The sequence below is a fragment of the Lactococcus garvieae genome (assembly GCF_016027715.1).
Classification (GTDB): domain Bacteria; phylum Bacillota; class Bacilli; order Lactobacillales; family Streptococcaceae; genus Lactococcus; species Lactococcus garvieae_A.
The window spans coordinates 822,592-843,427 of sequence record NZ_CP065691.1 but is presented as its reverse complement, the minus strand read 5'-3'; the positions used below and the strand labels follow the sequence as shown (position 1 = coordinate 843,427).

Annotated in this window: 24 protein-coding genes, 1 other RNA gene and 1 pseudogene; 16 read left to right on the top strand and 10 right to left on the bottom strand. The window is 35.9% G+C overall.

Features of this window, described 5'->3' with window-relative positions:
* Positions 1-24 precede the first annotated feature (24 nt).
* Positions 25-381: a transfer-messenger RNA gene (gene ssrA / locus I6G50_RS04240) on the top strand.
* A 144-nt stretch (positions 382-525) separates the two neighbouring features.
* Here ssrA and I6G50_RS04235 read toward each other — a convergent pair.
* The 3 genes and pseudogenes from I6G50_RS04235 to I6G50_RS04225 all read right to left on the bottom strand — a co-directional run.
* A pseudogene (locus I6G50_RS04235) lies at positions 526-699 on the bottom strand (tyrosine-type recombinase/integrase); the annotation flags it as partial.
* 39 nt (positions 700-738) lie between these two features.
* The gene (locus I6G50_RS04230) at positions 739-1,317 is read right to left on the bottom strand and encodes a DUF4190 domain-containing protein (protein WP_197909274.1); all 579 of its coding nucleotides are present in this window, start codon (positions 1,315-1,317) and stop codon (positions 739-741) included.
* A 384-nt stretch (positions 1,318-1,701) separates the two neighbouring features.
* On the bottom strand, positions 1,702-1,917 hold the full coding sequence (locus I6G50_RS04225) for a helix-turn-helix transcriptional regulator (protein WP_197909273.1): 216 nt from the start codon (positions 1,915-1,917) through the stop codon (positions 1,702-1,704).
* A gap of 327 nt (positions 1,918-2,244) precedes the next feature.
* Here I6G50_RS04225 and I6G50_RS04220 point away from each other — a divergent pair, with 327 nt between their 5' ends.
* A complete protein-coding gene (locus I6G50_RS04220; RefSeq protein ID WP_197909272.1) occupies positions 2,245-2,826 on the top strand; it encodes a DUF6287 domain-containing protein in 582 nt (193 codons plus the stop codon).
* Positions 2,827-2,947: 121 nt separating this feature from the next.
* On the opposite strand, the gene I6G50_RS04215 is transcribed toward I6G50_RS04220, so the two are convergent.
* Entirely contained in the window at positions 2,948-3,700 is a 753-nt protein-coding gene (locus tag I6G50_RS04215) for a hypothetical protein (RefSeq protein ID WP_197909271.1), read from the bottom strand.
* Between the two features lie 206 nt (positions 3,701-3,906).
* Between I6G50_RS04215 and I6G50_RS04210 the strand changes: the two genes are divergently transcribed.
* Positions 3,907-4,785 (top strand): cation diffusion facilitator family transporter, encoded by an 879-nt coding sequence (locus I6G50_RS04210; RefSeq protein ID WP_004260237.1) that lies wholly within the window; start codon positions 3,907-3,909, stop codon positions 4,783-4,785.
* Positions 4,786-5,234: 449 nt separating this feature from the next.
* Here the strand turns inward: I6G50_RS04210 and I6G50_RS04205 are convergent, their stop codons facing one another.
* Complete coding sequence (locus I6G50_RS04205) at positions 5,235-5,672, bottom strand: DUF1398 family protein (protein WP_197909270.1); 438 nt, start codon at positions 5,670-5,672, stop codon at positions 5,235-5,237.
* Positions 5,673-5,831: 159 nt separating this feature from the next.
* Complete coding sequence (locus tag I6G50_RS04200) at positions 5,832-5,987, bottom strand: hypothetical protein (protein WP_180376124.1); 156 nt, start codon at positions 5,985-5,987, stop codon at positions 5,832-5,834.
* Between the two features lie 259 nt (positions 5,988-6,246).
* Between I6G50_RS04200 and I6G50_RS04195 the strand changes: the two genes are divergently transcribed.
* From I6G50_RS04195 to I6G50_RS04180, 4 genes are all read left to right on the top strand, one after another.
* On the top strand, positions 6,247-6,672 hold the full coding sequence (locus I6G50_RS04195) for a universal stress protein (protein WP_003136062.1): 426 nt from the start codon (positions 6,247-6,249) through the stop codon (positions 6,670-6,672).
* 200 nt (positions 6,673-6,872) lie between these two features.
* Entirely contained in the window at positions 6,873-7,307 is a 435-nt protein-coding gene (locus tag I6G50_RS04190; protein ID WP_081166772.1) for a universal stress protein, read from the top strand.
* Positions 7,308-7,436: 129 nt separating this feature from the next.
* Positions 7,437-7,886, top strand: coding sequence for a GNAT family N-acetyltransferase (locus tag I6G50_RS04185; RefSeq protein WP_197909269.1), 450 nt, complete (start codon positions 7,437-7,439; stop codon positions 7,884-7,886).
* Positions 7,887-8,000: 114 nt separating this feature from the next.
* On the top strand, positions 8,001-8,480 hold the full coding sequence (locus tag I6G50_RS04180) for a VTT domain-containing protein (protein WP_197909268.1): 480 nt from the start codon (positions 8,001-8,003) through the stop codon (positions 8,478-8,480).
* Between the two features lie 100 nt (positions 8,481-8,580).
* Here the strand turns inward: I6G50_RS04180 and I6G50_RS04175 are convergent, their stop codons facing one another.
* The 3 genes from I6G50_RS04175 to I6G50_RS04165 form a co-directional block, all read right to left on the bottom strand.
* A complete protein-coding gene (locus tag I6G50_RS04175; protein WP_197909267.1) occupies positions 8,581-9,177 on the bottom strand; it encodes a lipoprotein BA_5634 family protein in 597 nt (198 codons plus the stop codon).
* Between the two features lie 122 nt (positions 9,178-9,299).
* Positions 9,300-10,103 carry a pyruvate, water dikinase regulatory protein gene (locus I6G50_RS04170; RefSeq protein WP_197909266.1) on the bottom strand — a complete coding sequence of 268 codons (804 nt, stop codon included), beginning with the start codon at positions 10,101-10,103 and terminating at the stop codon, positions 9,300-9,302.
* A 9-nt stretch (positions 10,104-10,112) separates the two neighbouring features.
* Positions 10,113-10,745, bottom strand: coding sequence for a helix-turn-helix transcriptional regulator (locus tag I6G50_RS04165; protein ID WP_197909265.1), 633 nt, complete (start codon positions 10,743-10,745; stop codon positions 10,113-10,115).
* Between the two features lie 200 nt (positions 10,746-10,945).
* Between I6G50_RS04165 and ppdK the strand changes: the two genes are divergently transcribed.
* Positions 10,946-13,564: a pyruvate, phosphate dikinase gene (ppdK, locus tag I6G50_RS04160; RefSeq protein ID WP_197909264.1), complete on the top strand. Its 2,619-nt coding sequence runs from the start codon at positions 10,946-10,948 to the stop codon at positions 13,562-13,564.
* 33 nt (positions 13,565-13,597) lie between these two features.
* Here ppdK and I6G50_RS04155 read toward each other — a convergent pair whose 3' ends face one another.
* Positions 13,598-13,909: a phosphate-starvation-inducible PsiE family protein gene (locus I6G50_RS04155; protein WP_232252376.1), complete on the bottom strand. Its 312-nt coding sequence runs from the start codon at positions 13,907-13,909 to the stop codon at positions 13,598-13,600.
* A gap of 368 nt (positions 13,910-14,277) precedes the next feature.
* Here I6G50_RS04155 and I6G50_RS04150 point away from each other — a divergent pair, with 368 nt between their 5' ends.
* The 8 genes from I6G50_RS04150 to I6G50_RS04115 all read left to right on the top strand — a co-directional run bounded on the left by I6G50_RS04150 (position 14,278) and on the right by I6G50_RS04115 (position 20,812).
* Complete coding sequence (locus tag I6G50_RS04150) at positions 14,278-14,658, top strand: VOC family protein (RefSeq protein WP_197909262.1); 381 nt, start codon at positions 14,278-14,280, stop codon at positions 14,656-14,658.
* A gap of 168 nt (positions 14,659-14,826) precedes the next feature.
* Positions 14,827-15,261: a LytTR family DNA-binding domain-containing protein gene (locus I6G50_RS04145; RefSeq protein WP_003136906.1), complete on the top strand. Its 435-nt coding sequence runs from the start codon at positions 14,827-14,829 to the stop codon at positions 15,259-15,261.
* On the top strand, positions 15,258-15,755 hold the full coding sequence (locus tag I6G50_RS04140) for a DUF3021 family protein (protein WP_081166792.1): 498 nt from the start codon (positions 15,258-15,260) through the stop codon (positions 15,753-15,755). Before I6G50_RS04145 ends, I6G50_RS04140 begins: the two co-directional genes overlap by 4 nt.
* On the top strand, positions 15,752-16,429 hold the full coding sequence (locus I6G50_RS04135) for a hypothetical protein (protein ID WP_197909261.1): 678 nt from the start codon (positions 15,752-15,754) through the stop codon (positions 16,427-16,429). The genes I6G50_RS04140 and I6G50_RS04135 overlap by 4 nt, the downstream gene beginning before the upstream one ends.
* A 188-nt stretch (positions 16,430-16,617) precedes the next feature.
* Positions 16,618-17,109 (top strand): hypothetical protein, encoded by a 492-nt coding sequence (locus I6G50_RS04130; RefSeq protein ID WP_081166799.1) that lies wholly within the window; start codon positions 16,618-16,620, stop codon positions 17,107-17,109.
* A 452-nt stretch (positions 17,110-17,561) separates the two neighbouring features.
* Positions 17,562-17,840, top strand: coding sequence for a hypothetical protein (locus I6G50_RS04125; protein ID WP_197909260.1), 279 nt, complete (start codon positions 17,562-17,564; stop codon positions 17,838-17,840).
* Positions 17,821-19,161 (top strand): PTS sugar transporter subunit IIC, encoded by a 1,341-nt coding sequence (locus tag I6G50_RS04120; protein ID WP_003136913.1) that lies wholly within the window; start codon positions 17,821-17,823, stop codon positions 19,159-19,161. Before I6G50_RS04125 ends, I6G50_RS04120 begins: the two co-directional genes overlap by 20 nt.
* Positions 19,162-19,360: 199 nt before the next feature.
* Positions 19,361-20,812: a 6-phospho-beta-glucosidase gene (locus tag I6G50_RS04115; RefSeq protein ID WP_197909259.1), complete on the top strand. Its 1,452-nt coding sequence runs from the start codon at positions 19,361-19,363 to the stop codon at positions 20,810-20,812.
* Positions 20,813-20,836 lie beyond the last annotated feature (24 nt).

The window sequence follows — 20,836 nt, the reverse complement described above, 5'->3', positions numbered from 1 at the left end:
ATCTGGAAGTAATTCCACCGTAACGGGGGCGTTACGGATTCGACAGGCATTGTCGCGCATGAACTGCAACTGGTGGTGATGTCACCTAAATCCATCGCAGATAAATATAACTGCTAAAAATAACACATCTTACGCACTCGCTGCCTAAACCCCAGCTTGCGTAGCTGACGATCGTTCGCCGATGGCGACCTGAAGCTCTAAACCTTAGTCGGATACGTTTTTATGGTGGCTTTACATAAAAAAAGAGATTCTAAAGCACCGCAAATTTCTGCTGTTTGAGACTGGCTTTGGAAATTTGTTAAACTAGAGAAAGTCCTATGGTTGTAGACGTTGATGTAGCAAGGTGTCTGGACAGGGGTTCAACTCCCCTCGCCTCCATTGACCAGTCTATATAGATTCTTATAGACTAAAAAACCGCTCTGTTGAGCGGTTTTTTTTTTAGTGAAGGATGAAGTTCTGTGAAGGTTGGTGAAAGGGAGGGAGAAAAAGAGGGGAAAAAATAAAAAACCAGTAGAATTCTGCTGGTTAAAAATCAATATAATCTGAAAATTGTTGTCCGATATTGTCTTTTGCAAATTTTGTAATATGAGTGTAGATGTTCATAGTAGTTTTTAAGTCAGAATGTCCTAATCTATATTGAACCTGTTTTAAACTCATACCTGATTCAAATAACAAACTTGCATGAGTATGTCTAAATCCGTCCTGGTACTCGCCAAAGTTTAGTACGGATTTTTTATTTTATCCTAAGCCAGATTGTGATTTATTAGAAAGTAACCAAGAATTATCAGCTTGTTTCACAAAATTTAAACTAACTGATTTATAATTTTCTGCTCCCATATTATCCCATGTTACATATTTGGTTGTATAATCTCCCGAAGTAGACTCAGATGAATTAGCAGGTTTACCAAATTTTTGTTCTAATGTATTATAATTTGTTCCACCAACACCAGTAACAGTATCCCCAACTAATAAAGAATCATATTCTGTTTTACTCCACAGAAAGCTATCCTCAGCTTTTTTTTGAGAACTAGATATAGCAGTGTCTACAGCTTTACTTGCATCATCTATTGACTTAGAGTACATTGATTGTGTTGCTAAAACAATTACCATTGCTAATATTGAAATGACAGTACCAACAATACTTAAAGTCTTTTTGTTTTTACGATTTATAATAATTGCAATAACTCCTAAAATAATTGCAAGAACAGCTAAAACAGCAGCAAAGTTATTGACGATAGGCACCCAAGATAATAATAAAGCTAAAATACCAATAATAAGTGCAATGATGGCTATCGCTTTCTTTTCTTTGTTTTCCATTAAAATTTTCTCCTTACCCTTTTATCGTGATTAGCGCACGTCTTTTTTATTTAGTGAAAATTTTCACCAATATAATTATATAAACAAGTGACATAACTTTCAAATATTTATGGGAGCTTTTAGCGGTTGACTTTGTTTAAATAAATTACTGAAATTAAAAAGTGTACATATTGTAATTTTCGTTATATATCTTCTAAACTTTATGAGATAAACTTATTAAGCTTCATTGTATTCTTTATATATTTTGTTATAGGAACTTCCTATAATTTCCATTAATAATATAAAGTATTGAAATTTCCCTCTTCCATCTTTGAATAAAAACAAAAAACACTCCCTAAGGAGTATTCACAAAAACCTATCGCTAATTTACATACTCTCCTAAAATTATAAAATCGACCTATGCTCAGAGCGACCAAGAAGGTAGTCAAGAGAGACATCAAAATAATCTGCTAGAGCTATACAATTACGAATTGAAGGTAATCGATTGGATTCGTACCTTTGCCATGTCGCTTCGGTAACTCCGAATTCTTTTGCTGCTTGCTTTTGCGTTATAGCTTGTTCCATGCGAAGTAATTTCACGTGATTATTAAATAATTCCATACAGTTTTCCTTAATGATTTTAATTTATCTGTTTATATTATATCTAAGTAATATTAATAAATAAACTGATAAGCGACATAAAATAGTTTAGAGGAGAATGGAAACCATCAAAACAACTGATAATTTCACACAAAAAAGCTACCTAGGCAGAAAGGTAGCTTCTTGAGATGTATTAATTATATTATTTGAAATCTGCCTATACCGATTATAACATTGAGCTTCTTGAAATGTTGTTTTTGAGATTATAGGTTAAAACTATCATTATGTGAAGGTGGTCGTTTGTGCTTTGATTTATATTGTAATAAAATAAAGATAAGGAGTTTAATTATGAAAAAAATTACATTACTATCTATTGTCGCTTTAGCTTCTTTAACACTCATAGCATGTTCATCAGAAAAAAATCAAAAGTCTAATACTTCCGTGCCTAAAAAAGAAGAAATTAGCAAGAAATCGGAAAAAGAATCGCAAAAGCCAGCACAAGATGTGAAACAACAGTCCAAATCTTCATCTGAAACTCCGCAGGAGTCGAGTACAGATATACAGCAAGTAGAACAACAGTCCGATACTTCATCTGAAACGTCGCAAGAAACGAGTACAGATTCCCAACAGTTGGATCTTGATGAAGAAGCTATTTTAAATGGTGATTTTACCACATTAGTTGGTACTTGGAAAGCTGGTAATGGAAATATACTAGTAATCAATTCAGATAAAAGTGCAAGTATTAACGAAGAGCCACACGCAATCACGATCGATTCTGCCGATGGGACTCAGAAATACTTAAGTATAAGAAAAGCAACGGGTGTTGCACGTTCTGGAGCAGCAATAGAGATGCTAAAAATTGGAGAGTTAAATAAATACGGTGATCAGTCTGATACTTCTAAACCAAGATTGCTTTTGGTCCAAGGGTGATTTAATAGCCCTGCTGCTGATTACTTTTATAGAAACTAATTTTCCATATATAAAAGAAAAAATCACATACAATATGTGATTTTTTTATCAGCTAAAGACTACAAACTTGGAGGTAGACTGCCTAGTTGTAATTATATGGTATATATGTATTCGTAGTAGCATCATAGTGAACGAGATAAAAAGTGCCATCAGGCAGAACTTGATATATACCAGCGGTACCACTACCACCATTTTCAACCCATTTTTTAATATGGATATCAATGATAACTGAATTGTCTTGTTTTTGCGCTCCGTAAAGTATATCAGGGTCGGCAAAATAAGATTTTAGATAGTTAAGAGCCGTTTCCTCAGTAAAATTACGAGTATCTAACCGCGCAGCAAATGTAAAAGTAGTAGGGGCAGCACTGCTATCAGTGATGCGTATTTCTTCAATCTTGCTCGCCGCTTCATTGAAATTTATTTCAACTTGTCCTTTGTTGAATTGATAGATTTGTGTGAAAGGTGGAGTATCTGTTTTAGACTTAAAGGTGCTTTCATTAATGATAACTGGCCCCACATCTTTTTCTTCATTAGAATAATATTCGATATTATTTGGAGTGATTATTAATTTCTCTCCCGTGCTGCTTTTATAAGCTCCATAAAAGGTTGAGTAATCACCTTTTAAGAATTTCTCTAAGGATACGGGATAGCTTTTCTCTTCGATGCTTGACGGTGAACTTTTGGATGTGGAACTGGGAGCTGTGCTTGGTGAGATAGCAGAAGACTTGGAAGGCTCCTGACTTTCTTGAGCAAAATTAGATGTATCATCTTTTGTCTTAGTACCACATCCAACCAATAAAATAAAGGGCATAAATGTTAAAATAATTTTTTTCATAATTTAATCTCCTGTTATAATTATACCATATGAGTCGAATACAGGTTTGCGTTTTCGGTATAAAGAATGGAGATAATACAAATGAAAAATATAGGCAAGTTTAAAGTTAAAAGATTCTTTTATTAATTTTAAGCAACATTTTATTTTGGAATATCATTTCGGAATGATACAATGGAAAGACTACTTTTTTCAGAGGAGATAAGCATATGGAAAATAAAAGATATAAGGAACTGAAGGCTGCAGAGCGAGGTGCTTGGATTAGTATTTTAGCTTATATCGTTTTAGCCTTTGCCAAATTTTTCATCGGTTTATACGCAAATTCACAAGCTCTGAGAGCTGATGGCTTAAATAACTTCACTGATGTCATCGCCTCTTTATCTGTATTAATCGGCCTAAAACTTGCTCGTAAACCTAAAGATGAAAATCACCGATACGGGCATTGGAAGTTTGAAAATATTGCAAGTATGGTCACTTCATTTATTATGCTTATGGTCGGTATTGAAGTCTTGTATTCTTCCTTTGAAAAAATAGTAAATAACTCTTTTACACCTCCCAACCCTCTATCAGCATTTATTGGAATCGGTTCAGCTATAGTTATGATATTTGTTTATATTTATAATAAACGATTGGCTCAGAAAGTAAATTCTCAGGCTTTAATGGCAGCAGCAAAAGACAATTTGAGTGACGCCTATACTTCGATTGGTACTGCCATAGCTATAGGAGCTTCTTATATACATTTTTATGTTTTAGATACTATCGCTGCCTTTGTTATTGGAGTGATTATCATAAAAACAGCAGTAGAGATTTTTAAAGAGAGTAGTTTCACCCTATCGGATGGGTTTCCAGAAGAAGAGCTGGAAAAATACAAGCAATACATTTTAAAGATTCCCGGAGTTAAGGGTGTCCCAGTTCTTCGGGGCAGAAATTATGGTGCAAGTATTTTTCTAGATGTAGTTATATATGTAGATCCTCATCTATCTGTTAAAGAAAGTCATTTGATAACAGAAAATATAGAGCAACAGTTGTCTGAGAAATTTGAAATTTTTGATACAGATGTTCATGTTGAACCCGCGCCAGATAAATAAGGCCAAAGAAAAAGTATCGGAATTTTATCCGATACTTACGTGTCTCTTACATCACCGGTAAGAAGTTTAACATCAACATTCCAAAAGAAATGATAATAAAAAGAGCAATTGCTGCCTTAATAATAGAGGTAAATAAAATTTTAACCATAACTAAAGTTTAGCAAAAATAAAACATATAAGCAAAGGCTGGCTTAAGAGTAGCATGACTACGCAATAAATTTCAACATTTTCGTACCAATATAAATAAGGCACAGTAAGCAAACCGCTATAATAAGCAAGGCCTGAACCAGTGCTTTTAAATAAATTTTTATCATAGATGAATTTTAACAAAAATTAAGAAGAGAAGCAAAACTTCTGTTAAAATAACATACCTTCCAGATAGTTTAATTTTCATCTTTTTGTATTAAAGCTCATATATAAAAGTCCTTGCTCATACAGGGACTTTTTCTCTAATTTAAAATTTTTTCAGTAGAAGAAGCTTCAAGCTCAATAGGAGGATAATCTTCCTTGTATGTTTCTCCAAAAGCACCATAGTAAGTAACATGACGTTGGATGAAGTCGACTTCGTAACGAATCACCCCAGCTTTCCAAGCCTGAAGCAAAAATTCAGGAAAAGTTATCTTTCCTGCTTGATCAGCTCGTAATGCTTGAACAAGAGCAGATTGATTAAAGCTTGGGCAAGGGCCGACACGTCCGATTAAAGGATTTCCGGGATTAACAAGTGATTCTGACTCAGAAAAGTAAAAGCTATCACAAGAAGGCAGATGCCAAATGTTTTTGATGATTCCTTCTTGCCTTAAACATTCTGCCAGATAAGGAAAGCCATTATCTAGAGGACGAACTTGATTAGCTCTAAGCATTGCTTTATGAATGTTTTGTGAAATCATTTTACAGTCTCTTTTCTATAGGATATTTATGATGTAATTAAAACATATTTTTCTAAAAAATAAAAGAGTTTCCAAAGATTTTTACACAAAAAAAGGCACCTACTTAAACGTTGAAGTAGATACCATCACGAGGAATGTTCATCCATTGCTATGAGCTCCTTATGCTAATTCTTCCAAGTTGTGCATTGCTTCTTCAATAGTACGACCGAGAGCGTAAATATTTGGATCATTAGCCAAAAATACTTTAAAAAGATCTTTTGAAGTATCAAGAGATACAGTATACTTGAAATTTTTATTTTTGTTAGTGAATGTCATAATGCATTCTCCTTTCTTTTAATGTTGACGAAAGGACACTATAACGAACATAACGAAATTCCATATTCATATTGTATCATATTCGTCATAAAAGGACAAAAAAGCTACCCTAGCAGTGCTAGAGAACCGTTATTATTTGAACATCAAGAAAAAGAAGAGAATCTCTTAAATTTAGACCTTCGTTATTAAATGACTTGAATTTATATATGGAAAGAGTGATAATAGAGTTAGGTAAAAATGTTAGATGGAGGTACTTAGAATGGAAAAAGAATATAGCAATGTCTTAGTCGCGGTCGATGGCTCAGAGCAGTCTTATAATGCAGTACATGAAGCAATAGATTTGGCTAAGAGAAAAGAAGCAAAACTCCATATTGTAACTGTGAAAGAGCTGGAACATCACTATGGCATGACAGGCTTTGGCTTGGTTGAAAATCCAGAGATTGATTTGATTGCTCATGATATTTTGAAGAAAACTTCTGAAATTATTGGGGAAGAAGTGGACTTTGACACCTATGAACTTGTAGGTGCGCCCAAACATATGATTGTTCAATTTGCTGAAGACCATAAGTTTGATTTGATTGTCATGGGTGCAACTGGTGCAGGTATGATTAATAAGCTGGTTTTAGGTTCAACTACACAATTTGTTGTTAATCATGCACCATGTAATGTCCTTGTTGTAAAATAAGAAAGACGGACTGTGCAGTTGAGATAACTTTCAACAAAATACGTGAATCATACTCTTTCGATGTGTCCACTAAGGTGGGCATTTTTTATATAATAAACAAGTAAAAAACAATGCTTCCTTTAGAGAGAAATAATTTCGTTTTTGAAAGAATAAAATGTACAATAGAAGTATAGATAAGAAGTTTAAAAGGAGGAATTACTATGGCTGATTACTATAAAAATATTTTGGTGCCAGTTGATGGCTCAGAACAGTCCTATAAAGCAGTTGATGAAGCAGTGCGTATTGCTCGACTCAACCATGGGAAGCTGCATGTGCTTACGGTGAAGGACATTAACAAGTATTATGGGGCAGTTCACAAAGGCGTTTTAGAAACACCAGGATTGGATCAGCTTGCGAAAGATATTCTAGAAAATTGTGCAGATATCATACGACAGCAAGTTGACTATGAAACGTACGAAATAGCTGGCAAACCGAAATTAAGAATTGTTAATTTTGCAGAAGACGAAGAAAATAATATTGATTTGATTGTTATTGGGGCAACAGGTACTGATATGTTTGATCGCTTATTAGTCGGCTCAACAACAAATTACGTGATCAACCATTCGCCTTGCAATGTTATTGTTGTCAAAAACTAAGGACACCGAGACTCCTTCTTTTTAGAAATGAGAGTTAGACGCTCTGCGCCAACAAACTTTTTATAAAATTCCGAAGCTTTCACTTTGTGAGGGCTTTTTTAGTATAATAAATTATGAAAGAGGTTAAAAATGAAAATAAAAACGGTTGAAAAAAGAAGTGAGGCACTCACCCAATCTCTTCTAGAAATTTGGGAAGCGTCGGTCCGAAAGACACATCATTTTCTCTCTTCCAAAGAAATAACGACCATTAAACAATTTGTCCCTGGGGCGATTATGGCAATACCACATTTGATTGTTTTGGAAAATGATAAGGGGAGGCCACTTGCCTTTATGGGGATTGCGGAACAACAGCTGGAGATGCTATTTGTTGCGCCAACATTCCGAGGACAAGGTCTAGGACGAAAGCTACTAGAATACGGTATGAAGACCTATAAAGTAAATAGATTAACAGTTAATGAACAAAACCCTGAAGCCAAGGGTTTCTATGAACACATGGGCTTCAGCTGCTATAAAAGAACAGAAACAGATGAACAAGGTTTACCTTATCCTATCCTTTATATGAAAAAAATGGACAGATGAGTTCCGCATACTTTGTGAAGGCCAAAACAAAAAAGTTTAACTTTTTTATATTTTATGTTTCAATAGTAAGTAGCTTGTTTATGGAGCTGATGTAAAATAAGAGGAGTAAAACAGATGGTTGAAAAGATGCTGGATTGGGTGGCAAGTTTGCCACTCTGGCAGGCCACTTTGTTTTTGTTTATAGTTGTTTTCTTTAGGGCACAGATGACCTTTGGTCTAGGGAAACTCATTCATATGGGGCTGCTAAAGACAAAATGGGGTCAAAATGCGGAGAAGTCCGAAGAAAATCAAGCAGGAATGATGGCATTACAAAAATACGGCTGGCCAGTTATCCCACTAAGTTTTTTGACTGTGGGCTTCCAAACGGTGGTGCAGCTTGGAGCAGGAATGCTGGATTGGAAGTGGAGTAAGTATACACTTGTAGCACTTCCCGGCTATTTAATCTGGGGCTTTGTCTATGCTTTTGGTGGACTTACCCTTTTCCGATCTATTGCTAACGGATCTATTGGTTTATTGATTCTTTTTGTTATTATTGCCTTATTGCTTTGGAGTGTTGGGACTTTTTTGGTCAAGAAATTGAAAGCAAATGCTTAGTATGATACAACAAAAGCAATTTTAAGGTAATGGACGAAGTTTCTGTCTTTAAAATATAAAACTCTTCAATAGAATGAAGAGTTTTTTCGTATCATTGGATTTATTTTTGGTCGAAATTAAAAATTTGGGACTTATCGAATTTATAGTGTGTCAGTGCATACGCGGCATCTCTTTTTTCTTCGATCACACTAAGATATTCAGTAGGAGCTTGGAAACGTTGGAAATCTTTCTCATCTAGAATGAGTGTTTGCTTTGTGATACTTGATTCTCCTAAGACGACGTACTCATTTATTTCTGGAGTGAATCTTTGTCCTTTTTCGTCTGAAATATTTTTTATTGTGGAGTTAGCTGTCCATAAGCTAGGAGTTTTTGAAAGGGATTGGATGTGTTTAAAAGTATATTCATCATTCTTTTTGCTTACTTTATTAACGGCTTTTGCTTTTATCAATTTTTTTGCTGAGTTTGTGTTAAGGACTAATGTATCTGTTTTTTCAATGTACTTGCCTTTGATATCGATATGATTTTTGATAGAGGGTTGATTCTCTTTTAGACCTTGATCGAGGTTACTTTTATCTCTACTGTAAAGAATGATACCATGTACGGGTTGATGAAATACCTCTATAACCTTACTTACTGTGAAGTATCCTCCAGCGATAAAGATGACCAAGGCAGGGATAAGCCAAAATGCTTTTTTCATTATGTGTAAGTTCCTTTTTCATTAAATTGTTTATTTATCTTTATCTTATTTTAACAAGATTTTTTACTGAGAAAACTTACGCTTCTGTAATATAAAAAATAAAAAAAGCACTTTAGTGCTTTTTATTTTTGAATAATGTTTTCGATCAGCATGGAGCTTTCCTCAATTGAACGTTGGCTCACATCGATGGTGGCAATCCCAAGCTGCTCAAAGAGTGCTTCTGCATAAGCGAGTTCTTCAAGTATACGCTTTTCATTAGAATACATTGATTTGGTCTTCAAGCCTAACGTTTGTTCTCTAAAACTCCGAATATTACTCAGACTCTCGGGATTACTCGTCAAACCAATAATTTTTGCTGGAGAAATTGTGAAAAGTTCTTTGGCAACTTCAACTTCAGGAATAATCGGGAGATTAGCAACTTTATATCCTTTATTAGCTAAATACATACTAAGAGGCGTTTTAGAGGTACGTGATACTCCGAGAAGAACAATATCAGCATTTAAAAAGCCTTTGGGATCCTTACCATCGTCATACTTAACCGCAAATTCGATAGCTGCTACGCGATCAAAATAGGCTTGATTCAGCTGATGGACACTGCCAGATTCTTGAGTCGCTTCCTCACCCGAAATGTCTTCGATAATGTGAATAAGGGGAGACATGAAGTCAACGAAAGGAAGTTTATAGTCTTTAGAAAATTTTTCAACTACTTTTACTAAAGACTTATCTACCAAAGTGATAGCCACAATGGCCTTTTCTTTCCTAGCATCATTTAGAATCTCTATTAGCGACTCTTTATCTTTAGTAAAGGGATAAAGATGAATATCTGATAAATCTACAGTTGGAAATTGAGCGATCACAGCTGAAATCGTTTTTTTAGCCGTTTCACCTACAGAGTCTGTAATTAAATAAATCTTTATATTTTGCATTTTTCCCCCTTAGTTTTCATCTTGAATTTGGTTGCCAGCTTGTATAAAGGCTTTCATAATATGCTTGATAGAGATTTTTCCAATAACTTTTTTAGAACCTTCCTTTTCAACTACGGGTAAGCTATCAACTTCATAGCGCGTGAGTGTATTTCCAGCTTCAAGTAGTGTTTTATTAGGCGTGATTGTATGAATGTTAGGCATTCTTGTCATGATAACGGCAACGGGTGTCTTCTCAAGATTATTTCCCGTAATAGCAAAACGAAGGAGATCTTTACGCGAAAGAAGTCCAGAAAGTTCTCCCTCTTCATTTTTAACGTAGATACTGCCAGTATCATATAAAAAGAGACTGGTCGCTGCATCATACACAGATAGACTCTGGTCGATAATCAAGGGCGAGGTCATAAACTCCGCTACTTTTTGCGCATAGCTACTTTCTAAGTAGAGAGGTTGAAGTTTTTGACCTGTATAAAAATAACCGACTTTAGGCTTTGCATCGAGCAATCCCGTCATCGTAAGTATGGAGAGGTCATTTCTGAGTGTGGCGCGGCTTAAACCAAGATTTTGAGCGATTCTTTCACCACTAATAGGCTGTTCCGACTTTACAATATTAATAATTTCTGTTTGTCTTTTCGTGAGTTTCAAAAGGTACTCCTTAATAAATAGGACATACTATATATTATAGGCTAGTTTTGCAAGAAAATCAATATATACATGTATTGTAAGGATTGATATAGATATTTAATGAATATAGAATGCGGTTACAAAAAAGTTGACAATATATATGACATACTATATAATGTATTTATTCACCAAATAGTATGTCATATATAAAGGAGACAGTTATGTCAACGAGAAAAAAACGTGTTTATGATTTTACGCAAGGTTCCAAGGATCAAAAGGATCTCTTAGGGGGGAAAGGGGCCAATCTGGCAGAAATGACCAGCATCGGTTTACCCGTTCCTAAGGGATTTACGGTCACAACTGAAGCATGCTTGGAATATTTAAATTCCAAAAAACTGGATGAGGTGTTGCTCAAAGAAGTGAAAGAGCATATCGCCCTTTTGGAGAAAGAAACAGGGAAAAAATTTGCCGATGAACAAAATCCTCTGCTCGTATCCGTCCGAAGTGGTTCAAAATTTTCAATGCCGGGTATGATGGACACAATATTAAATTTGGGATTGAACCATCAAAGTGTCGAAATTCTTGCTTCTAAGACAGGTAATCCAGTTTTCGCTTATGATTGCTATCGTCGATTAATCCAGATGTTTGGTGATGTGGTCAAAGGTATCGACAAAAATATTTTTGAAGAAATATTGACTGACTATAAGCTCAAGCATAAATATACTTCAGATACAGAGATGGGGGCAGCAGATTGGAAACAGATCATCCGAGAATTCAGCAATATTTATTTAAGAGAAGTAGGAGAGGGCTTCCCCCAAGATCCTGAAAAGCAGCTTTATGAAGCCATCGAGGCAGTTTTTGCCTCTTGGAATAATCCACGTGCGGTGACCTATCGTCGGATTCATGAGATTTCAGATTCCCTGGGTACGGCTGTTAATATCCAAGAAATGGTTTTTGGTAATACTGGGCCAAAGAGTGGGACGGGTGTAGCTTTTACGCGTAATCCAGCCACGGGAGAAGCCGGCGTATTTGGAGAATTTCTCATGAACGCACAGGGAGAAGACGTGGTTGCGGGAATTCGCACACCGCGACCTATCCAAGAATTAAAAGAGGACCGTCCAGAGATCTATAGACAATTTGAAAATATTTGCCATCAACTGGAGGCTCATTATCAAGATATGCAGGACATTGAGTTTACGATTGAGGAAGGTAAGCTCTTCATCCTGCAGACACGTAACGGGAAGCGTACAGCTAAAGCCGCCTTTAAGATTGCGACACAAATGGCTGAAGATGGTGTAATAAGCAAAGACGAAAGTTTGAAACGGTTAACACCAACAATGATTACTCAGCTTTTACATCCTGTTTTTGATGAAAAAGCACTGGCTACACATCAAGTGATCGCGAAAGGTTTACCTGCTAGTCCGGGTGCTGCTTTTGGTCGGGTATATTTCAATGCAGAAGATGCTCAACGTGCCCATGCTTCGGGTCAAAAAGTTGTTTTACTCCGAACAGAAACTTCACCAGAAGATATAGAAGGGATGATTGTAAGTGAAGCCATAGTTACTTCTCGGGGAGGAATGACTTCGCACGCAGCAGTTGTCGCACGAGGAATGGGAGTATGCTGTGTCGTGGGCTGTGAAACTCTCAATATTAATGAAGACCTGAAACAGGCGCAATATGCGAGTCAGGTGATTAAAGAAGGAGATCTTATCTCAATAGATGGTACGACAGGAAACATTTACCTGGGTGAGATCAAGCTAGACAAGGCACAAGACTTGGAGATTTTAGACAAAGTACTTCATTGGGCATCTGAGCGAGGTGCTATGCGCGTGAGAGCAAATGCAGAGACTGCAGAAGATATTAAGACAGCCTTGAGTTTTGGCGCTAGTGGTATTGGTTTAGCACGTACAGAACATATGTTTTTTGGTAAAGAACGAATTCTTGAAATGCGTAAGATGTTCCTTTCTGAAGATCAGATTCAGCGGGAAAATTCTCTTGAAGTCTTAAAAGAATATCAGAAAAGTGATTTTTTAGAAATTTTGAGTCTTACAGAGGGGATGCCATGTACTATCCGTCTTCTAGACCCTCCTTTACATGAATTTATGCCCAAAACCAAAGAAGAATATGAGCAAGTCGCACGAGCTTGCGGCCAATCTGTAGAGTTTATCATGCAAAGAGGAGAAGAATTAAAAGAGTTCAATCCAATGTTAGGCCATCGTGGTTGTCGCTTAGCTGTCACCTATCCCGAGATTTATGAGATGCAGGTTGAGGCAATAATGGAAGCAGCTCTGCAGCTTGCCAAAACAGGAAAACAAGTGAAACCCGAGATTATGATACCTTTGATTGCGGAAGAAAGAGAAATGACTTATTTAAAAGAACTTCTTGAGGCTAAAATTCAAAAACTTTTTAAAGAAAGAGAAGCAGAGGTGACTTATAAGATTGGGGCTATGCTTGAGATACCAAGAGCATGTTTGACAGCTGATAAGCTCGCAGAGTCTGCACAGTTCTTTAGCTTTGGTACGAATGATTTGACACAACTCACTTATGGATTTTCCCGTGATGATTCTGTAAAATTTTTACCTGATTATATCGAAAAAAATATTTTAAAAAATGATCCATTTCAACATTTAGATCAAGCAGGAGTTGGTGCATTGATGAAGACAGCAGTCGCGCTTGTCAAGCCTGACCATCCTGAAATTAGCTTTGGCGTATGTGGTGAAGTAGGCGGAGATCCAGAATCTGTTGCCTTTCTTCAAAAGATTGGGCTGGACTATGTTTCGTGTTCGCCTTACCGTGTGCCTGCTGTTCTCTTAACAATTGCACAAATGAGTATGAAATAAAAAAAAAAGAAAACCTCCAACTGGAGGTTTTTCTTATTTTAAATCGCCCCATTGATTTAATAGAACTGTTCCAATAATCAGTACCAATATCGCTGAACATTGGAGGAAGAGACTGAGCTGAGAAGTTTCATGGTTTGAAATTAAGAGTCTGACAATCGAGGCTACCGCAATATAGATATATTTTTTGATAGTCGGGTGATCATTATCGGAGAGATAATGAATAATCAATTCCAAGAATTCCAAAAAGAGGAAAAAAGTTAGGATGCGGTCAATGATGTCGTAAAAACTAAAGTCAACAAATCCCGTGGTGAATGAAGAAAGGAGTATCCAAATTTCCTTAAACATGAGAAAAGCGATAACTAAGCCGAGTAAGCTTAAACAAACTTTTATAATGACATTGAACGTTTTCGACAAAAAATTAAATTGAATCAAATTAGAACCTCCACTCTATTTAACTTAACTATTATAATTCTAGTATAGCACAGGCACAGAGCCTTAGAGGAAGATGTTGTCTTGTAAAAAAGCATTATTATTAAAATTATAAGAGATAGAAATGAGTAGAGAGTAAATTCTACATTTTACTTCTTAAAAAAATGTTTGAAATGAGAAGTTAATAATAGGCTTTTTGGATTGTCTTTTTCCCAGGAGTATGTGATAATCAGACTATAATCTATTTCAATAAATTAAGTTAACGCTAGAAAAGAGGAAATCCTATGATCAATCTCTGTAATATGCTCTATGTAACAGACGTCCCCAAACACTCGGATTTTTGGACTAAAATTGGCTTGAAAGAACTTCGCCGCCAAGGATCTGGTCAAGAAGAAACTGTAATTTTTGCAGTTGATCCACAAGCTCCTAGTGCACGGATTCAGCTTTGGAATCTTGACTTTATTCGCACAAATTCACCAGAAGTCGCCAATATGAAGGGCTCAATGCTTTTTACGGTTGATAACTTGGAAGAATGGCATGCGCGTGTAGCAGCTGCAACCGATACCGTCAGTGAGATTAATAATTTTCAAGGAATGATGAATTTTAACTTCCAAGATCCTGATGGAAATTATTACGCATTTGCGAAGTCAGAGTTACCAGAATAAAATGAACAGAAAAGAGCACTCATCTATTGAGGCTCTTTTTTATATTGGAGTGAGCATATTATCCAAGAAATAGGCAATCTATCTTTCAGAAGAGTTATTTCATCGGAAGATTATTCCTTTATCGATAAAAATTTGTAATAATAAGTAATATGAAATAAGGAGTGGCCGATGGAAATAAACATCATGATTAATGAAAAGCAAGAGGAACGGGTAGATATTGTAATCCATAAAATGACCCCCGAGATTCAGAAAATCATTTCTCAGTTACAAAAATTTGATTACAAATTAGTGGGCATGTTGCAGGAGAAGAGGTATCCCATAGTTCTAGATGAAATAATAAGTATTTATGCTTCAAATAAAAAAGTTTATTGTTTGATAGAAAATGGTCGTGAATTTTTTGTAGGACAAACGATTAAAAATTTATCAGAAGATTTACCCAACAATTTTGTTCAAATTTCAAATGGTGAAATAATCAATGGAGAAAAAATATCACATTTTGAATTGACTTATGGTGGGAAAATAAAAATATGGTTTAAAGGGGGCAGATTTTCAATATCGAGCCGTAGTTATTATAAAGTAATAAAGGAGTATTTAGGACTATGAAAAAGAATATAATTAGTCATATTAGAGATATTGGCCTTGCAATGAGTATTAGTCTTTCCTTAGGAGTTATTGTAAATGTCTTATATTTTAATTTTCGAGGCAGGTATTGGTTTGTGTTTATGAACCCTCTAAAGAAAATGAGTTATGAAACGGTTGATAATGCAACTTTTTCTACAATCGTTTATCTATTAATTGGAGTATTTATATGGTCAATTATTTGGCTGTATAATACAGATAGATTCGGGTTTAAGCTTCCAAATCTTTTTCATTTCTTAGTTTCATTCGTTGGGTTTTTCTTCCTATATTTACTTTCTTATGTGCCTTGGGGACTACCCATAAAAATAGCTATAATATATTTTAAGACATCATTTATTCCATGGGATGTAGTAAAGCCAGTGTTATGGATTATTTCTAGTTACTTAATCATTTGGGGAATATTGTGGCTTGTACAGTATAGGCAAGTAAGAAAAATGAACATGGAGTTTAACAAATGAAAAAAGTAGTTATTGGTTTGAGTGCAATAATCATGGGAGGTCTTTTATTATTGGGGACATTATACCTGCCTCAGAGAAATCCTTTTGAAAAAAAACCACCTGAAACTTCTCCAGTGAAAACAGAAAAAACAGATGTTACTGAAAATAATTTAACTATTTCCGACTGTTTACGTGGGTATTCAACCTTAGAAGAATTTGAGAAGGACGGGCGTGAGGATGGGTATGCGGATAAAGCTTATATTGTTGCTCTGGATAATAAAGGAGAACCAGGAGGCTGGATGGTTTCGACTTCTGGTAAAAACGATCAATTAATGGGTGGTGAAAGCAAAAATGGAGTAATTACAGATCCTGTTTATGCCAACGATCCTGATGGTGCAACTGTAGGAGATATCAAAAAAGCTTTATCGGAAAGAGATGAAAAATTTTCTAACGGGACATTGATCCCTAACATGAAAAATAATCGCACAATGTTTTTCATGGTTGATACCTATAAAACTAAAAAAGCTTTTGAAAGGTGGTATAAAAATGAAAAAATTACTCCAAATACAAGAATTATGAAAACACTTTACTATGGGGTAGTTATAGATCAAACGGAAGTACAAGGGACTTTTTATGACTTGAAAACAGATTCAAATGCGATAACAGTCAGTCAAATACTTAAAGCTTTTCCTTAAAATACACAAAGAAGAGGTATCAATTTGTTTATCCTAATACTTTTAATATTTACTTTTTTAATCGTGATATTGACTATTGTTGATTTTTTATTGAAAACTTTTTTTGAAAAAGAAAAAAGAAGTAAAAAGGAAGAACATACTTCCTCTTTAAAATAGTCTAGAATATAGAAAAACAGGAGAGAATAGAAATGAATAAAAAAATGATGTTGTCAATCGCTCTCGTTGGAGCAATCACTATCGGCTTATCTGCTAACCTGCTACTACAAAATAAAAACAATAACGTTAAAGCCACACCTCAAACGAAACAAGAAGTCAAGCCTGTGGCTCAGCAAAGCTCGCAAAAACCCCATGCTAAGCCGGAAAATTTAGCAATAAAAACGGCATTGAATGACTTTGCAAGCTTAGATGAATTTAATGCACAGTTTTCACCAGTTGAAGACAATATGACTGCTAGCTTTACCCCAGATGAACAATGGATGATACCAGACTTATCAGATGTGGGGTCTAATGACGGAGGAAAAACTCATGGTTGGACTGGAGCAAGAACAAAAGAAGAAGCACAAGACACTGATGTTACTGATATGAACACAGGGAAAGTCGTTTATACTTTTAAGGTTTCTGATGGAGCTTCAGCAGGAGAGATTCGTAAAGCATTGGCTGAGAGAGATAAAACTAAGTAATAGATGTTTTCAAAAATTTTATATATTTATGGGATTTTTAATTTTACTATTATTAATTATTGTGGAGAAGGTGCGGACTAATTTACCAAGAAGACTATCCAGTTGGTAAACTAACTATTTTGCACCTCTTTTATAACTTGAGAACTCAACTTCCTAACTTTACCGTTTTCAAAGTTGAGGCACATGCAACTTTTCATTTTTTAGGAGGATTCAGGCTAACTTTGTTACAGAATATGAAACATGTTTTCAAAAAATTGCTTGATTTTGCCCAGTTTTTTATCTTGAATAAAAATAGAACAGCAGAAAACCTGAGTTTCAGCTGTTTTATTTTTGTTTCATCAGTTACAAATAGAAAAATAAATTCTCTTGAAAGCCTTTTCTGAAAGCGCTATAATCATGGTGAGCTCAAAAAAATAAGGAGAAAAAATAGCAGATAAGGTTAGAGCATTTGCATGTACAGCAGATGTTTCTACTTCACCACTTGTTACAAAATGCAGCAAGCAGCACAAGAAGCTGGAAAAGTTTATGAAATTCTTGCTCAATCAGGAGCAGAGAGTGGCAATATGTCAGCAAATTCAAGTTTTCATAAACCAAATTTATTATTATTTGAATCTCAAGTAACTTATATGAAACTAGAAGATACAAAAAAGCAAATGCAAGCAGATGCATTATTCAATTATTTTTTAAATATAAAAATTATGGAGTATAAACATGAACAAATTTATCAATGAAAAATTGATGCCTCCGATGATGAAATTTTTGAACACAAAAGCCGTTACGGCGATTAAAAACGGTATGTTGTATCCAATACCTTTCATTATTATTGGAGCAATTTTCCTCATCTTAGCAAATTTTCCTCAACAAAATGTTGCGGACTGGATTGTACAAATTGGTTGGGCCCCTATTTTTAATCAAGCCTATGCAGCTTCATTTGGTATTATGGCCCTCTTTGCAACTTTCGGTATTGCTTACTCTTGGGTGAAAAGTGAAGGTTACGAAGGCGCCTCTGCAGGTTTGACTGCCATTATTGTAATGGTGATGCTTCAACCCAGCACTATTTCAACTGTGACTAAAATTGCGGACGGCTCTGCTGTAGCAGGTGAATACCAAGTCAGTGGTGTTATTGATGCAGCTTGGCTTGGTGGTAAGGGAATGATCCTCGCCATGCTTGCCGGTTTATTGGTCGGCTGGTCTTACTCATGGTTCATGAAAAAGGACATTCGTATCAAATTACCTGAACAAGTCCCAGCAAATGTGTCTGATTCATTTGGTGCTCTTGTCCCAGCTTTTGTTATCACCTTTGTAGCAATGCTTATCTATGCTTTGTCTGTATTGACAACAGACCAAACACCGATTGAGTGGATTTACACGCTCATTCAAACACCATTGCAACACGCCACAGATGGCCCACTTGGGGTTTTCCTCATCGCCTTTTTACCAGTGTTTATCTGGTGGTTCGGGGTACATGGAGCCACAGTTATCGGTGGTATCATGACACCCTTACTCTTAGCTAATAATGCAGATAACCTTAAATTGTTCCAAGAAGGCAACTTATCGCTTGATCATGGGGCACATATAGTTACTCAAGCTTTCATGGACCAGTTTATCACGGTTACGGGCTCAGGAATGACTTTCGGGTTCGTTATCTTTATGATTTACCGTGCGCGTTCCGTTCAAATGAAAACCATTGGTAAGTTAACGTTGGCTCCAGCTTTCTTCAATATCAATGAGCCTGTCCTCTTTGGTATGCCGATTGTCTTAAACCCAATCTTAGCTTTCCCATTCTTAATAGCACCGCTGGTTTCAGGTTTTGGAACTTATGCGGCTATTGCACTGGGTATTATCCCACCATTTAACGGAATCTTCGTTCCTTGGACAACACCACCAATCCTTTCAGGCTTGATCGTTGGTGGTTGGCAAGGTGCAGCATGGCAAGCCTTGATGATTTTTGTGACAGGCGCTATTTATTGGCCATTTGCTAAAAAATACGATGCTATTCTTGTACAACAAGAAAAAGAAGCATATGAAGCGGAGCAAGCTGAACAAGCATAACAGAAAGATGAGATTAAGCATTGTCTTAATCTCTCTTGTATAAATGTAAACTTATCAATAAGTCCAGAAGTTTACATTTATAGAGGAGAACTGAGCGTTTAAAAAAGGGAGGATTTTAATAATTAAAGCACACGCAAGTTCAAACCTTGTAAAAGATTTAAAGTTAGATCAATAGAATTAAAGGAAAGAGAGAAGAAAAATGACTTTAAGAAAAGATTTCCTATGGGGCGGTGCGGTTGCTGCTCATCAACTTGAAGGTGGATGGAATGCAGGAGGCAAAGGTGTTTCAGTTGCTGATGTTATGACTGCCGGAGCAAATGGGGTTGAGCGTCGGATCACCGACGGTGTATTGCCTGGTGAAAATTATCCTAATCATGAAGCCATTGACTTCTATCATCGCTATAAGGATGATGTTAAACTTTTTGCCGAACTTGGTGTCAATTGCTTCCGCACATCTATTGCTTGGACACGTATTTTCCCCAATGGAGATGAAAGTGAACCCAATGAAGAAGGCTTACAATTTTACGATGATTTGTTTGATGAATGCTTAAAAAACGGTATTGAGCCAGTCATTACGCTTTCGCATTTTGAAATGCCCTATCATTTAGTAACGGAATATGGAGGCTGGCGTAATCGAAAATTGATTGACTTCTTTGTAAGATTTGCTGAAGTGGTAATGACGCGCTATAAAGACAAAGTTAAATATTGGATGACTTTTAACGAGATTAATAATCAAGCTAACTTTGATTTGGACTTTGCACCATTTACTAACTCAGGTCTTAAGTTTGTGGAAGGCGAAAATCGTGAAAAGATAATGTACCAAGCAGCACACTATGAGCTCGTTGCATCAGCTAAGGTTGTTGATTTGGGACATGAAATTAATCCTGATTTTGAGATTGGTTGCATGATTGCTATGTGTCCTATTTACCCTGCGACCTGTAAGCCGGAAGATATGATGGCAGCTCAAGTTGCTATGCAACGTCGCTTATGGTTTACCGATGTACATGCTCGTGGACATTATCCAAGCTATATGACGAAATACTTTGAGCGTAAAACTTTCGACTTAGACATGACAGAAGAAGATATGCAAATTCTAGCTAAAGGTGAAGTAGATTACATCGGATTTAGCTATTATATGAGCTTTGCGATTAAAGACCAAGCAGAAAATCCAGAAAGCCAAGGTCTAGGTGCGCCAGCTTTTGATTACGATGAAAATCATGATTTGATTAAAAATCAATATGTTGAAGCATCAGAATGGGGCTGGCAAATTGACCCTATGGGCTTGCGCTACAGTATGAACTGGTTTAACGAACGTTATGAAAAACCTCTATTTATCGTTGAAAATGGTTTTGGAGCTGTTGATAAGGTTGAATCTGATGGCAGCATCCACGATCCATATCGTGTGGACTACTTGAAAGCACATATTGAAGCAATGAAAGATGCCGTAGAATATGACGGAGTGGACTTAATTGGCTATACACCATGGGGCTTTATCGATTTGGTTTCAGCGGGTACAGGCGAGATGAAGAAGCGCTATGGGTTTATCTACGTAGATAAAGACAATGAAGGAAATGGAAATTTAGAACGCTCGAAAAAAGATTCCTTCGATTGGTATAGCAAAGTTATCAAATCAAATGGAGAAGAATTATAACGGAATATGAATAACTCAAATCTT